We start from the raw sequence: 14266 nt of genomic DNA on the forward strand, positions 1-14266 counted from the left end.
GCCCCGTGATCGCGTCTGTACTAGCGTTCGTCCCATGCGCGTAGACATCGTCACGAAGGAGTACCCGCCGGAGATCTACGGAGGCGCAGGGGTCCACGTGACGGAGCTCGTCAAGGCGCTGCGCGACCACATCGACGTGCGTGTGCGGGCGTTCGGCGCCCCTCGCGACGAGCCCGGAACGACCGCCTACGGCGTTCCCGCGGAGCTGTCCGAGGCGAATGCGGCCGTGCAGACGCTGGGCACGGATCTGGAGATCGTCGGCGACGTCGCGGGCGCCGACGTCGTCCACAGTCACACCTGGTACGCCAACTTCGCGGGCCACCTCGCGTCGCTGCTGCACGGCATCCCGCACATCGTGACGGCGCACTCGCTCGAGCCGCTGCGGCCCTGGAAGGCGGAGCAGCTGGGCGGCGGCTACGCGGTCTCGAGCTACATCGAGAAGACCGCCTACGAGGGCGCGGCGGCGGTCGTGGCCGTGAGTGAAGGCATGCGTCAGGACATCCTGCGCAGCTACTCGTCGCTGGACCCCGACCGGGTCAAGGTCATCTACAACGGCATCGACGTCGAGTCGTGGCGACCCGTGCGCGATGAGGCGCTCCTGGAGCGATTCGGGATCGACTCGTCACGACCGTCAGTGGTGTTCGTCGGCCGGATCACGCGGCAGAAGGGCCTGCCGTACTTCCTGCGCGCGGCCGCGCTGCTTCCCGCGGATGTGCAGGTGATCCTGTGCGCCGGAGCACCCGACACGCCGCAGATCCTTGCCGAGGTCGAAGGGCTGGTCCGTGAGCTGCAGCAACAGCGCGACGGTGTCGTCTGGATCGACGAGTTCCTCCAGCGCGACCAGCTCTGCGCGATCCTGACGGCGGCCACGACGTTCGTGTGCCCGTCCGTGTACGAGCCGCTGGGGATCGTCAACCTCGAGGCGATGGCGTGCGGGGCCGCGGTGGTGGGCACCGGGACGGGCGGCATCCCCGAGGTCGTCGTCGACGGCGTCACGGGTCGCATCGTCCCGATCGACCAGGTGCAGGACGGCACGGGCACCCCGACCGACCCCGACCGATTCGTCGCCGACCTCGCCGCCGTCCTCACCGAGGTCGTCACCGATCCCGAGACGGCACGTGCCTACGGCGAAGCGGGTAGGCGGCGGGCCGCGGACGAGTTCAGCTGGCAGGCGATCGCGGATGCCACCTCGGCGCTGTACCGCGAGGTGACGGGGAAGTGACCCCGGCCAGTCGATAGGCTGGGAGCATGCCGCTGGTCCTGGAGTTCGCTGACGTCGTCGTCCGCCGCAATGCTCGAAACATCGTCGACCATCTCGCATGGAGTGTCACCGACGACCAGCGGTGGGTGATCCTCGGTCCCAACGGGGCGGGCAAGACGACGATCCTCCAGCTGGCATCCACGCTCATCCACCCCACGTCCGGCTCCGTCACGATCCTCGACGAGCGGCTGGGCCGCACGGACGTGTTCGAACTGCGTCCCCGGATCGGATTCGCGTCGTCGGCGATGGCCAAGCGGGTGCCGCCGGAGGAGACCGTGCTCGATGTCGTCCTGACTGCCGCGTTCTCGGTGCTCGGCCGATGGAACGAGTCGTACGAGGCGATCGACGAACGCCGTGCCCGTCGCGTCCTGGCGACGTGGAAGCTCGAGCACCTCGCCGAGCGCACCTTCGGAACGCTGTCGGATGGTGAGCAGAAGCGCGTGCAGATCGCCCGGGCCGTCATGACCGACCCGGAGCTCCTGCTGCTGGACGAGCCCACCGCCAGCCTCGATCTCGGTGCTCGCGAAGAACTGCTCGCCCTTCTCAGCGGCTACGCACAGGAGCCGACGACGCCGGCCATGGTGATGGTCACCCATCACGTGGAGGAGATCCCCGTTGGATTCACCCACGTGCTGCTGCTGCGTGACGGACAGGTGGTCGCTGCCGGTCCGATCGGAGAAGCCCTCACGGCCGAAAACCTGACGGCGACATTCGGGGCCGAGATCGTCCTCACGGAGGACGGCGGCCGGTACGCGGCGCGCGCGGCGGCAGGCGCCTACTGACCGTCTACCACGCTCGGTCGGTTCGCCGGTGCCGGGAGTGGTAGAATCGTTCTTTGGTGCGCTCGCACCGCAGACTTCCACCCGCCCCTGGCAAAATCCAGGGCATCTCGTGAGGAACCCAATGAAGACTGACATCCACCCCGAGTACAAGGCTGTCGTGTTCCGCGACCTCGGCTCCGGTGAGACCTTCCTGACCCGTTCGACGGTGTCCAGCGACAAGACGATCGAGCTGGACGGTGAGACCTACCCGGTCATCGACGTCGAGATCTCGTCCGCCTCGCACCCGTTCTACACGGGCAAGCAGCGCATCATGGACTCGGCCGGCCGCGTCGAGAAGTTCAACCAGCGCTTCAAGAACTTCGGCGGCTCGAGCAAGTAAGCCGCTTCCACGAAGGCCCCGCTCCGGCGGGGCCTTCCTCGTTTCTGCGGCCACGGGTCCTCAGCGGATGGGCCAGCTGCCGTCGAGAGCGTCTTCGGGGCTCAGCCGCCCCACCGAGATGAAGTACTCGGTCAGGCTCTCCGCCTGCGAGCGAGCCCACCCGATCTGTTGGGTGTGCAGCTCTTCGACCGCGTGCGAGAGTGCGTAGCGAGCGGCCAGCGCCTGCGCGACGCGGCCGGCGGCCACGGCATCCGCCGACGCGTCGTGCGCGCCCTCGAGCGTGACGGCATAGTGCGCAGCGACGACTTCCAGCGTGCGCTTGCCTTTGCGGTACCGGTCGTACGTCTTGTCGAGGACGAGCGGATCGACGACGGGCGAGGGCGAGGCGATGGGGGCGAGGCCGTGGCGCAGAGCCTCGTACTTGAGCAGGGAGAAGTCGTAGGGGGCGTTATAGGCGACGACGGGGATGCCGAGATCGAACAGCCGCCGGAGATCGTCGACCACGTCGGCGACGACGTCGCGCGCCGGGCGCCCGTGTGCCCGGGCGTACTCCGTCGTGATGCCGTGGACGGCGGTGGCCCCGGCGGGGATGTCGATCCCGGGGTCGGCGATCCAGGAACGGGCGGAGACGACCTCCCCGGTGTGGTCGAGGACGCCGACGTGCGCCGTGACGATGCGGTCGTGCGTGACGTCGACCCCCGTGGTCTCCAGGTCGAACACGCCGACGCGCCGCGCCCAGGGCGGAAGCGCGGACGCGGGGGTGAGGGTAGGGGTGCTGATGACCGGCTGTTCGGCGACCTCGTCGTCATCCCACAGCGGGAGCGATACGGAGAGCCAATCGACCATGTTTCGACGCTACGGGTGCGCTCCGACATCCGGGACGCGGCGCGCGCGGCGCCTCGTAGACTCGACGGGTGGTCATCAACCCGTACGCCGCGCGCCTCGCGAGTATCCCGGTCGAGCGTCGCGAGATCGATGTCCTGGGTGGCCGCACCGCGTACTGGGTGTACGGCCCGGCCGACGCGCCCGTCACCCTCCTCGCGGTGCACGGCTTCCGCGGTGACCACCACGGTCTCGAACCCGTCGTGGCATACCTGGACGGCATCCGGGTGATCTCACCCGACCTTCCGGGGTTCGGCGAGACTCCGCCCTTGCCCGGGCTGACGCACACGCTGGAGACCTACGCGCGGTGGCTGACCGCATTCGCGGCGGCCGCAGCACCGGGAGCGATCGTGCTCGGCCACTCATTCGGGTCGATCGTCGCTTCCGCCGCGGTGGCGGGCGGCCTCCCCACCGATCGCCTCGTGCTCGTCAACCCCATCGGCGCCCCTGCGCTCGACGGGCCGCGCGGCATACTCACCCGCCTCGCGGTCTTCTACTATGCGGCGGGTGCCCGTCTGCCGCGGCGCCTCGGGGAGGCTCTGCTGCGCAATCGCCTGGTGGTGCGCGTGATGAGCGTCTCGATGGCGAAGACCCGCGATCGCGGGTTGCGTGCCTTCATCCACGATCAGCACGACACGTACTTCTCGGACTTCGCCGATCGGGATGTGCTGCGCGACGCGTTCGTCGCCTCGGTGTCGCACGATGTGCGGGCTTTCGCGCCCCGCATCGCGCAGCCGACGCTGTTGGTCGCCGCCGACCGCGATGACATCACGCCGATCGAGGCCGAACGCCACCTGCAGACGCTGTTCGCCGACGCGACGCTGGTCGAGATCCCGGGTGTCGGGCATCTCATCCACTACGAAACACCCGATCAGGCCGCCGCCGCGGTCACGCGCTTTCTTTCGCCCTCCGACGCCGGTACGCGTTGACGTTCATGCGATTGCCGCAGTTCCCGGTGTCGCAGTACCGCTTCGACCCGTTCTTCGAGTAGTCGACGTAGACCGACCGGCAGTCGTCTGCGTCGCAGAGGCGCACCCGGTCCCACTGGTCGGCGCGGATGACCTCGACGAACGCCATGGCGACCTCGACGAGGATGCGCGTCGCGAGGGGTGCGGAGTCGTCGGTGGCGTGGATGTGCCAATCGAACTGGTCGTGGATGACGAGCTGGGGGAGTGCGCGGCCGTCACGCAGCATGGCGTTGACGATGGGCACGGCGCCGTCTCGATCGACATCCCACAGGGCGCGGAGCGGGCCCCGGATGCCGCGTACGGCAGAGAGTTCGGCCTCGTCGCGCGTCATCGTTCCCGTGTACGGATAGTCGGCGAGGAACGCGGCCAAGTCGGCCGGGGTATCGAGGCGATCCACGCCCTCGGTGTCGGTGTCGGGCAGGGTGTTCACGAGGGCGACCCCGGCGCGCAGCGCGAGCTCGGTGTCACGAATGAAGACCATGTTGACTCCTGACTGAAGGGGGCAGTACTGTCACCAGTGTAAACAACGATCACTCATGACATCCGAGGTTCCCGTGACCCAGACCGCGCCGCTCCCCGTGATCCGCCCCATCGTCGGCGAGGCGGGTCGATCGTCGCACGGACGCGGCGTCGGCGTGCTCATGGCGGTGGCGTCGGCACTGGCGTTCTCGTCGAGCGGACCGCTCGTCAAGCCGCTTCTGGAGGCCGGCTGGTCGCTGTCGGCGGCCCTCATCGTGCGTATGGGACTCGCGGCACTCGTGCTGTCGCCCGCGCTGGTCCGTGCCGTTCGGCGGGAGCGCGCCTTCGTGCGACGCCACGGACTCGCACTGCTCGCCTTCGGGCTCATCCCCGTCGCCGGGTGTCAGCTGCTCTTCTTCTCGGCGATGCAGCGGATGCCGGTCGCCGTCGCGCTGCTCATCCAGTACCTCGCGCCGGTGTTCCTCGTGGGCTTCGTCTGGCTGCGCACGCGCCGGGCTCCGTCGCGTCTCGTTCTCGTGGGCTCGGCGGTCGCGATGGCCGGACTCGTCCTCGTCGTCGACATCTCCGGCGCGCGCTTCGACCTCCTGGGCACGCTGCTCGCACTCGGGGCTGCCCTGTGCGTCTGCGTGTACTTCGTCATGTCGGAGCGCACCGGTGACGACCTGCCCCCGCTCGCCCTCGCATCGGGCGGGCTCGTGGTGGGCGCGCTGTTCACGGGGCTCCTGGCGCTTGTCGGCATCCTGCCCTTCGCCGCCCCCGACGTGACGGTCGTCTTCCGCGGGGTCGAGGTCGCCGGTTGGGTTCCGCTCCTGTGGGTCGGCGGGGTGGCGACGTCTGTGGGTTACGCGCTGGGCGTGATGGCGGTACCGCGCACCGGTTCGCGCCTCGCGTCGTTCATCGGCCTGTCGGAGGTGCTCTTCGCGCTGATGTTCGCGTGGCTCCTCCTGGCGGAGACGCCCGCGCCGATCCAGTTCCTCGGGGGAGCGCTCATCCTCGTCGGCGTCGTGCTCGTTCGTATGGACGCCGAGGCGACGCCCGCCGTCACGACTCTCGCCGAGCCGCTTCCAGCAGAGGTCGCACCCGATAGCCGATGACCTCGCCCATGACGAGCGACGTCTCGGTGCGTTCGACGCCGTCGATGGCCAGGATGCGGGCGTCGATGCCGAAGAGGTGCTGCGTGTCGCGTGCGGCGACGCGCGCGAGGAGGTCGACCTGCCCGCTGAGGCCGTGGGCCTGCAGCACTTCGGGGATACGGGAGAGCTCTTCGGTGATGCGCGGAAGGTCGGCCTGACGGACCACGATGCTCACCATCGCCTCGATCGGGTACCCCAACGCGACGGGCGCCATGGCGCGCTCGAAGGACCCGAACACGCCGGAGCGCTCGAGTTTCGCCATGCGTGCCTGCACGGTGTTGCGTGACAGTCCCAAGCGCTCGGCGAGCGCCACGACGGTCGCACGGTGGTCGTCGGCCAGGGCGTTCAGCAGCTCGAGATCGACGTGGTCAAGAGATCCCATAGTGCGAAACCATAGCATCGCGATCGGATCGTGTCTGCGCAACATGCTCAATACGAATGGCAATGCTTGAGCTAGGTGCGCGAGCGACGTAGCCTCGGGTCACCGGCGACGAGGCCGGCGAAGGGAAGCGACCGCGTCGTCCACAAGATGTCGCGGCTTCTCGCAGAAGGGACGACGATGACGTACACCCCGACGACCGACACCGCGCAGCACACGGATCTCGACGCACCGCTGCAGCTGCTGACCCCCGAGGGCGAGCGACGCCACGACGCTCGACTGGAACCGTGGATCGCCGACCTCGACGCTGAGGCGCTGCAGGGCCTGTATCGCGACATGGCCATCGCGCGCCGCGTGGATGCGGAGGGGGTGGCGCTCCAACGGCAGGGGCAGCTCGGCCTGTGGGCTCCGGCGCAGGGCCAGGAGGCCATTCAGATCGCCAGCGCCCGCGCCTGCCGGCCCGACGACTTCCTCTTCCCCAGCTACCGCGAACTCGGTGTTCTCCTGGTTCGGGGGGCGGCACCCGCCGACCTCGTGCTGTCGTGGCGCGGAGAGGTGCTCTCGACCTACGACCCGCACGAGCTCCATGCCGCCCCGCCGCAGATCATCATCGGGGCGCAGGCTCTCCATGCGGTGGGCTACGCGATGGGCGTGCAGCGCGACGGAGGCGACCAGGTCGCCGTCGCGTACTTCGGCGACGGGGCGACGAGCCAGGGCGACGTGAACGAGGCCATGGTGTTCGGGTCGTCGTTCGGCGCGCCGGTCGTGTTCGTCTGCTCCAACAACCAGTGGGCGATCTCCGAACCCGTCACGGTGCAGTCGAAGTTCCCGATCGCCGGACGTGCGCCGGGCTTCGGCATCCCGAGCCTGCGCGTGGACGGCAACGACGTGCTCGCCTGCACGGCGGCGATGCGCTGGGCCCTCGATCATGCACGGCGCGGTGAGGGACCGGCGTTCCTCGAAGCGGTGACGTACCGGATGGGTCCGCACACGACCTCCGACGATCCGACGCGTTACCGCGACTCGGCCGAACTCGAGAAGTGGCGGACACGTGACCCGTTGCTGCGCCTGGAGGCCCACCTCCGCGAGATCGATGCGTTCGACGATGCGTTCCGCGCCGATGTCGACGCCGATGCGCTTTCGTACACGACGCAGATGCGTGCGGCCGCCGTCGGCGCGACCACGCGTCCGCCGCTCGCGCTGCTGGACTCCGTGTACGCGGAGCCTCACACCGGCATCGACGAGGAGCGCGAGCACTTCGCCGCGTACCTCGCCGGATTCGCGGACGAGGAGACGCGCTGATGCCGGAGATGACGATGGGGAAGGCGCTCGGGGCCGGGCTGCGTCAGGCGATGGCGGACGACGACCGCGTGCTGATCATGGGGGAGGACGTCGGCCGTCTCGGCGGGGTCTTCCGCATCACGGACGGCCTGCTGGACGAGTTCGGCGCGGCCCGCGTCATCGACACCCCGCTGGCGGAGTCGGGCATCGTCGGCACGGCCGTCGGCCTGGCTCTCCGGGGGTTCCGCCCGGTCGTGGAGATCCAGTTCGACGGCTTCGTCTACCCGGCCTTCGACCAGATTGTGTGCCAGGTCGCGAAGCTCCACTATCGGACCGGCGGCAAAGTGCGGCTGCCGATCACCATCCGCATCCCCTGGGCCGGCGGCGTGGGCGCGGCCGAGCACCATTCCGAGTCGCCCGAGGCCTACTTCGTCCACACGGCGGGACTGCGGGTGGTCGCGGTGTCGAACCCGCAGGACGCGTACACCATGCTCCGCCAGGCGATCGCGAGCGACGACCCGGTGATCTTCTTCGAACCCAAGCGGCTCTACCACGCGAAGGGTGAGGTCGATCTCGCCGGTCACGTCGCCGATGCGGCGCCGCTCGGGCTCGCCCGCGTCGTCCGAGAGGGGACCGACGTCACGCTTCTGACGTATGGGGCACAGGTGACCACGGCGATGGATGCCGCGACCGCTGCCGAAGACGACGGCATCTCGATCGAGGTGATCGATCTTCGTTCCCTCTCGCCCGTGGACTACCGGACCGTGACGGCCTCGGTGCGCAAGACCGGTCGTGTCGTGGTGACGCACGAGGCGGCCCGTGAGGCGGGCGTGGGTGCGGAACTCATCGCCAGCGTGACGGAGAAGTGCTTCCACTATCTCGAGTCGGCTCCGGTTCGGGTGACCGGTCACGACATCCCGTATCCGCCCGCAAAGCTCGAGCGGCACCATCTTCCCGACCTCGACCGCATCCTCGATGCCGTCGATCGCGTGCTGGATCGGCCCCACAGCCTCTCGGAGGTCGCGCAATGATCGCTCAGTTCCGCCTCCCAGACCTCGGCGAAGGGCTCCCCGAGGCCGAGATCGTGGAGTGGCACGTGGCCCCCGGGGACAGCGTGACGCTGAATCAGACGATCGCGGAGGTCGAGACCGCCAAAGCCATCGTGGAGCTGCCCTCGCCTTTTGCCGGTGTCGTCAGCGAACTCTCGCGCGCCGCGGGGGATGTCGTCTCGGTGGGGGAGCTGCTCATCACGTTCGACATCGAAGAGGCTTCCGCGGATGCGGCCCCCGAGGGTGACTCGGGAACCGCGTCGACGTCGCCCGACGAGGTGCGGACGCCCAACCTCGTCGGGTACGGCGCGCCGCCTCGCGCCGCCGGACGGCCGCAGCGTCGTGCGCGGGCGGGCTCGCGAGCCGCGACCGGCGACACCGCGGTGCTCGACGCGCCGCATGACCTCCTCGCGCCTGCCCCTCCGGAGGAGCCGCGTCACGAGCGACCGCGATCGACGCCGCCGGTGCGCAAGCTCGCGAAGGACCTCGGCGTCGATCTCGCGCTGGTCGAGGCCTCCGGCGTCACGGGGGTCATCACCCGCGCCGACGTCGAGGCTTTCGCCCTGCGGCTCGCTCCGTCGTCGGCGGGTTCGTCGGACGAGGCGCACGCCGTCGACACCGGCGCCGCTCCGATCGGCGACGGCCGCGGTGCGCGGGAGACCCGGTTCCCGATTCGCGGGGTGCGGAAGGCGACCGCGGCCGCCATGGTGCGAAGCGCATTCACCGCGCCGCACGTCACCACCTTCCTCACGGTGGACGTCACCGCCACGATGCGGCTGCTGGATGCGCTGCGCGAGGATCGGCGGTTGGACGGACACCGCGTCGGCGTGCTCGCCGTGGTTGCCAAAGCGGTCTGTCTCGCCCTCGGACGGCATCCGGAGCTCAACGCCCGGTGGGACGAGGAGGCGGGCGAGATCATCCAGTACGGCTACGTGAACCTCGGCATCGCGGCCGCGACCGAGCGTGGACTGGTGGTTCCGAACATCAAGGATGCCGAGACGCTCGATCTCGTCGCCCTCGCTGATGCGCTGGGGGAGCTGACCTCGGTGGCGCGCGGTGGTCGGGCGGGACTTGACCGGCTCACGGGTGGGACGTTCTCGCTGACCAACTTCGGCGTGTTCGGCGTCGACGCCGGTACGCCGATCCTCAATCCAGGTGAGGCGGGCATCCTCGGTCTCGGCGCGGTGCGCCGGCAGCCGTGGGAGTTCGAGGGCGGTATCGCGCTTCGCGACGTCATGACGCTGAGCCTCTCGTTCGACCACCGGCTGGTCGACGGCGAGCAGGGTTCGCGCTTCCTGCGCGAGGTGGCGGACGTGCTGCGGGAACCCGGCCGCGCGATGCTCCTGCGCTGAGCGGGCCGTGTCCGGGCGGTCGAGAACGCGATCAGGCGCGGAGCGCGGCCAGCGCCATGTCCCGCAGGATGCCGTGGAGTCCCTCGGTGTCGGTCGTGCCGCGCGCGGTGCGCACCGTGTGCGGTGTCGAATTGATGAGGCCGAACGCGGCGTGGACCCGGATCCGGAGTTCATCGGTGCTCCGCGCGGGGTGCAGGCCCCGCAGTGCGTCGATCCACACGTCGACGTAGGAGCGCTGCAGTTCGCGCACCGCGGCGCGGTCGTCGGTGGTGAGGCTGGCGAGATCGCGGTCCTGCACACGGATCACGTCGGCATCCGCGAGGGCGAAGTCGACGTGGAAGTCGACGAGGGCCGTCAGCTGCGCGGCGGCGTCGGTGGTGCCGGCGACGACCTCGCGTCCGCCGTCGAGCAGGCGCCGGCTGACGCCGACGAGGATCTCGGCCAACAGTGCCTGCTTGTTCGCGAAGTGCCGGTACACGGCGGGGCCGCTGACCCCGACCGCCGCCCCCAGCTCCTCCAGACTCACGCCGCTGAAGCCGCGTTCGGCGAACAGGCGCGCCGCGGCGCGCAGAAGAGAGTGGTGCCGCTCCGCCTTGGCGCGGTGGCGCTCCGTCGTCCCCGTTGCCATCTCAGTTAATCCTCGCTAACCTACAGAGAATCAGTTAGTGAAACCTAACCGGTCGGGTCTTCGAGCGACAACGGCTGTGACGGGATCGTGACGTCGATGGAGATGACATGACACTCACCGAAGAGGAGCGCGAACTCGCACACCTCGTCCGGCAGTTCGCCGACGAGGTCGTCGCGCCGCGCTCCTACGAAGCCGATCGCACGAAGACGCTGCCGCTGGACGTGGTCGCCGCTATGGGGGAGATGGGGCTGTTCGGGCTCCCGTTCCCCGAGGAGTACGGCGGGCAGGGCGGCGACTACATGGCGCTCTGCCTCGCGATCGAAGCCCTGGCCCGTGTCGACCAGTCGATCGCGATCACCCTCGAAGCGGCCGTCAGCCTCGGGGCGATGCCCGTCTTCCGCTTCGGCACCGAGGAGCAGAAGCGCGAGCTGCTGCCGGCGCTCCTCGCGGGCGAGGCGCTCGCGGGATTCGGTCTGACCGAACCGGAGGCGGGCTCCGACGCGGGGGCCACCCGCACGACCGCACGTCGCGACGGCGAGGAATGGGTCATCGACGGGGCCAAGCAGTTCATCACCAACTCGGGAACGGCGATCACCCGCTTCGTCACCGTCACCGCCGTGACGGGAGAGCACGAGGGGCGCAAACGCATCTCGACGATCATCGTGCCCTCGGGGACGCCCGGCTTCGAGGTCGGACCCGCCTACGACAAGGTCGGGTGGCACGCCTCCGACACGCACCCGCTCTCCTTCGCCGGTGCGCGCGTGCCTGCCGAGAATCTGCTGGGGGAGGAGGGGCGAGGTTTCGCGAACTTCCTGCACATCCTCGACGAGGGCCGCATCGCGATCGCCGCGCTCTCGACGGGAGCAGCGGAGGGATGCCTCGAGGCGGCCGTCGATTACGCCCGCCAGCGCACCGTCTTCGGTGAAGCGCTCTCGACTCGACAGAGCGTTCAGTTCACGATCGCCCGCATGCAGCAGCGCGTGCACGTCGCGCGGCTGGCGTGGCAGCACGCGGCCCGCTTGCGGGATGCCGGACGGCCCTTCAAGACCGAAGCAGCCATCGCGAAGCTCACGGCGAGCGACGCCGCGATGGACAACGCGCGCGATGCGACCCAGATCTTCGGGGGCAACGGGTTCATGAACGAGTACCCGGTCGCCCGCCACTACCGCGACTCGAAGATCCTCGAGATCGGTGAGGGGACGAGCGAGGTGCAGCTGCTGGTGATCGCCCGCGCTCTCGGCATCGCGTGACCGGTAGCGTGACATCGTGACGCACCCCGTGGCATCCCCGGCCCCGCTCGGTCCGGCTCTGCTGTTCTGTCCCGCCGACCGTCCCGAACGCTTCGAGAAGGCGCTCGCGCGCGCCGACGCCGTGATCCTCGACCTGGAGGATGCCGTCGGGCCCGGCGCGAAAGCCGCTGCGCGCGGGCACCTCATCGACGTGCCGATAGACCCCGACCGGGTGATCGTGCGCGTCAACCCGACGGACAGCGCCGACTTCCTCGCCGACCTCGCCACCCTCTCCCAGACGGACTACCGGACGATCATGGTCGCCAAGGCGGAATCGTCCCGGCGCCTCGGCGAGATCGATCCCCGCTACCGGCTGATCGCGCTGTGCGAGACGGCCGCGGGGGTGGCGGAGGCCGAGGCGATGGCCGCGCTCGACGCGGTCGTCGGACTCATGTGGGGCGCGGAAGACCTCATCGCCTCGCTGGGCGGAACCTCGAGCCGCAAGAAGAAGGGCGGCTACCGCGACATCGCACGCTACGCCCGCTCTCGTGTGCTCCTGGCCGCGGGGGCGCGGGGAAAGGCGGCCTACGACGCCGTGCACCTGGACATCGCCGACGAGCGCGGTCAACGACGGGAAGCGGAGGATGCCGCGGCGAGCGGCTTCACGGGCACCGCCTGCATCCACCCGTCGCAGGTCGCGGTCGTGCGCGCGGCGTACCGGCCGCATGCCGACGACCTCGCCCGTGCCCGCCGCCTGCTCGCGGCGGCGGCCGACCAACCGGGCGTGTTCCGCTTCGAGGGGCGAATGGTCGACGAACCCGTGCTCCGCCATGCCCGCACCATCGTGGCGCGCGCGACTCAGACGGAGATGCCGGAGTAGTCCAGGAGGCTCAACCGGTCGCGTTCCATGAGGAACGTGTGCGCCGAGCCGTTGGCCAGCCGCTCGCCCGCCAGCGGGAAGTCGCCGCCGGACGCGTGGCGGATGACCTCGCGGATGAGCGCGCCGTGCGAGACGACGATGAGCGACGGTGCGATGGGAAACGATGTCCGGCGGGCATCGCGGATCGCGGCGCGCAGCCCCGACAGCGCCCGTACGCGGACATCCGCCCACGCCTCCGCGCGGGGAACGACGGCGTGATCCCAGTCGCCCCAGCGCTCGCGGAACTCGCCGATGTCGACGCCCTCGGCATCCCCGTAATTGCGCTCCCGCAGCTCCGGGTAGGTGCGCGGCTCGGTCGCACCGAGAGTGGCGGCGATGATGCCGGCCGTCTCCCGCGCTCGGGAGAGGTCACTGGCGGCGACCACGAGCGGTCCGTCTCCGGCCAGCCGCGCCCGCAGCGCCTCCGCCGCGTCGCGGGCCTGCCGCCGCCCGGTGTCGTTGAGCGGGATGTCAGTGGATCCCTGGATTCGTCGCTGCAGGTTCCAGTCCGTCTCGCCGTGGCGGACGAGCGTCAGGGTCGTCACACTTCGAGCCTAACCGCGTACGACCCACCGCCCGACCGCCGCCCGACAGCATGGGGCGTCAGTGCAGCGCCGCGAGGGCCGAGGTCAACGCACGGAGCACCTCGGTCGTGCCCGCATCGATCTTGACGGTGGCCTTGGCATCCGCGCGGGTCTCGCCGCGGTTGACGATCACCACCGGCAGCTTGCGGCGGCGAGCGCGTTCGACCAGCCGCACCCCGGAGTTCACCACGAGTGATGACCCCGCCACCAGGAGCGCATCGCTCGAACGGACGAGCTGCTCGGCCTCTTGGAACTTCTCCACGGGCACGAACTCGCCGAAGAAGACGACGTCGGGCTTCAACATGCCCTTGCACACGCTGCACGCCGGGACGACGAAGCCGTCGCTGGACTCGGGCAGCACGTCCCCGTCGGGACCGAGACGCACGTTCTCCGGCACCGTGATCCAGGGGTTCTCGGCTTCCACCCGCACCGCCAGGTCGCGGCGGTCGAACACCTGGCCACAGTGGGTGCAGAACACGCGCCGCATCGTGCCGTGGAGCTCGACCACGCGGCGACTGCCCGCACGCACGTGGAGTCCGTCGACGTTCTGGGTGATGATGCCCGTCGCGATCCCGACGTGCTCGAGCGCGGCGAGGGCTTCGTGGCCGCCGTTGGGTGAGGAGGCTGCGAACGCGTTCCATCCGAGGTGACTGCCGACCCAGTAGCGTCGCCGGGCCGCTTCGCTGGAGAGGAACTCCTGCGCCGTCATGGGCGTGCGGACGGGCGCGCCCTTGCCTCGATAGTCGGGGATGCCGGAGTCGGTCGAGACGCCGGCGCCGGTGAGCACGGCAACGCGGCGGCCGGCGAGCACATCGACGGCACGGCCGACGGCGGCGGTCGCTGCATGATCGAGGTCCAGCACGCTCGTCATCGTCCCACCCCCTTCGCGTTCGCGTCGCGTCCGACACTACGCCTGCCCGTTTTCGGGGATGTTACGGCGGCGGCCCGTGCCACAGTGGA

Annotated in this window: 16 protein-coding genes; 10 read left to right on the forward strand and 6 right to left on the reverse strand. The window is 69.9% G+C overall.

Annotation, left to right across the window (positions count from 1 at the left end; translation table 11 throughout):
• The first annotated feature begins 34 nt into the window (after positions 1-34).
• From glgA to P0Y48_03260, 3 genes are all read left to right on the forward strand, one after another.
• The gene (glgA, locus tag P0Y48_03250) at positions 35-1222 is read left to right on the forward strand and encodes a glycogen synthase (GenBank protein ID WEK14244.1); all 1188 of its coding nucleotides are present in this window, start codon (positions 35-37) and stop codon (positions 1220-1222) included.
• Positions 1223-1248: 26 nt separating this feature from the next.
• Positions 1249-2043, forward strand: a complete 795-nt coding sequence (locus P0Y48_03255; protein ID WEK14245.1) for an ABC transporter ATP-binding protein — start codon at positions 1249-1251, stop codon at positions 2041-2043.
• Positions 2044-2164: 121 nt separating this feature from the next.
• The gene (locus tag P0Y48_03260) at positions 2165-2422 is read left to right on the forward strand and encodes a type B 50S ribosomal protein L31 (protein WEK14246.1); all 258 of its coding nucleotides are present in this window, start codon (positions 2165-2167) and stop codon (positions 2420-2422) included.
• 60 nt (positions 2423-2482) lie between these two features.
• Here the strand turns inward: P0Y48_03260 and P0Y48_03265 are convergent, their stop codons facing one another.
• Positions 2483-3268 carry an exonuclease domain-containing protein gene (locus P0Y48_03265; GenBank protein ID WEK14247.1) on the reverse strand — a complete coding sequence of 262 codons (786 nt, stop codon included), beginning with the start codon at positions 3266-3268 and terminating at the stop codon, positions 2483-2485.
• Between the two features lie 68 nt (positions 3269-3336).
• On the opposite strand from P0Y48_03265, the gene P0Y48_03270 reads away from it, so the two are divergent.
• Positions 3337-4233 (forward strand): alpha/beta hydrolase, encoded by an 897-nt coding sequence (locus P0Y48_03270; GenBank protein ID WEK14248.1) that lies wholly within the window; start codon positions 3337-3339, stop codon positions 4231-4233.
• On the opposite strand, the gene P0Y48_03275 is transcribed toward P0Y48_03270, so the two are convergent.
• Complete coding sequence (locus P0Y48_03275; GenBank protein WEK14249.1) at positions 4193-4753, reverse strand: CGNR zinc finger domain-containing protein; 561 nt, start codon at positions 4751-4753, stop codon at positions 4193-4195. The genes P0Y48_03270 and P0Y48_03275 overlap by 41 nt on opposite strands.
• 160 nt (positions 4754-4913) lie before the next feature.
• Here P0Y48_03275 and P0Y48_03280 point away from each other — a divergent pair, with 160 nt between their 5' ends.
• Positions 4914-5846 carry a DMT family transporter gene (locus P0Y48_03280; protein WEK14995.1) on the forward strand — a complete coding sequence of 311 codons (933 nt, stop codon included), beginning with the start codon at positions 4914-4916 and terminating at the stop codon, positions 5844-5846.
• On the opposite strand, the gene P0Y48_03285 is transcribed toward P0Y48_03280, so the two are convergent.
• Positions 5794-6267: an Lrp/AsnC family transcriptional regulator gene (locus tag P0Y48_03285; GenBank protein ID WEK14250.1), complete on the reverse strand. Its 474-nt coding sequence runs from the start codon at positions 6265-6267 to the stop codon at positions 5794-5796. The two genes, P0Y48_03280 and P0Y48_03285, sit on opposite strands and share 53 nt — an antisense overlap.
• Positions 6268-6444: 177 nt before the next feature.
• Between P0Y48_03285 and P0Y48_03290 the strand changes: the two genes are divergently transcribed.
• The 3 genes from P0Y48_03290 to P0Y48_03300 are packed head-to-tail and all read left to right on the forward strand — an operon-like array spanning position 6445 to position 9946.
• Complete coding sequence (locus tag P0Y48_03290) at positions 6445-7566, forward strand: thiamine pyrophosphate-dependent dehydrogenase E1 component subunit alpha (GenBank protein WEK14251.1); 1122 nt, start codon at positions 6445-6447, stop codon at positions 7564-7566.
• Positions 7566-8576 (forward strand): alpha-ketoacid dehydrogenase subunit beta, encoded by a 1011-nt coding sequence (locus P0Y48_03295; GenBank protein WEK14252.1) that lies wholly within the window; start codon positions 7566-7568, stop codon positions 8574-8576. The genes P0Y48_03290 and P0Y48_03295 overlap by 1 nt, the downstream gene beginning before the upstream one ends.
• Complete coding sequence (locus P0Y48_03300) at positions 8573-9946, forward strand: dihydrolipoamide acetyltransferase family protein (protein WEK14253.1); 1374 nt, start codon at positions 8573-8575, stop codon at positions 9944-9946. The genes P0Y48_03295 and P0Y48_03300 overlap by 4 nt, the downstream gene beginning before the upstream one ends.
• A gap of 31 nt (positions 9947-9977) precedes the next feature.
• On the opposite strand, the gene P0Y48_03305 is transcribed toward P0Y48_03300, so the two are convergent.
• Positions 9978-10574 carry a TetR/AcrR family transcriptional regulator gene (locus P0Y48_03305; protein ID WEK14254.1) on the reverse strand — a complete coding sequence of 199 codons (597 nt, stop codon included), beginning with the start codon at positions 10572-10574 and terminating at the stop codon, positions 9978-9980.
• A gap of 107 nt (positions 10575-10681) precedes the next feature.
• Between P0Y48_03305 and P0Y48_03310 the strand changes: the two genes are divergently transcribed.
• Both P0Y48_03310 and P0Y48_03315 read left to right on the forward strand, forming a co-directional pair.
• Positions 10682-11824 (forward strand): acyl-CoA dehydrogenase family protein, encoded by a 1143-nt coding sequence (locus P0Y48_03310; protein WEK14255.1) that lies wholly within the window; start codon positions 10682-10684, stop codon positions 11822-11824.
• Positions 11825-11840: 16 nt separating this feature from the next.
• The gene (locus P0Y48_03315; GenBank protein ID WEK14256.1) at positions 11841-12683 is read left to right on the forward strand and encodes a CoA ester lyase; all 843 of its coding nucleotides are present in this window, start codon (positions 11841-11843) and stop codon (positions 12681-12683) included.
• On the opposite strand, the gene P0Y48_03320 is transcribed toward P0Y48_03315, so the two are convergent.
• Complete coding sequence (locus P0Y48_03320; GenBank protein WEK14257.1) at positions 12662-13267, reverse strand: histidine phosphatase family protein; 606 nt, start codon at positions 13265-13267, stop codon at positions 12662-12664. The genes P0Y48_03315 and P0Y48_03320 overlap by 22 nt on opposite strands.
• 58 nt (positions 13268-13325) lie before the next feature.
• Entirely contained in the window at positions 13326-14177 is an 852-nt protein-coding gene (locus P0Y48_03325; protein ID WEK14258.1) for an NAD-dependent deacetylase, read from the reverse strand.
• Between the last annotated feature and the right edge of the window lie 89 nt (positions 14178-14266).

Source organism: Candidatus Microbacterium phytovorans, assembly GCA_029202445.1.
GTDB lineage: Bacteria > Actinomycetota > Actinomycetes > Actinomycetales > Microbacteriaceae > Microbacterium > Microbacterium phytovorans.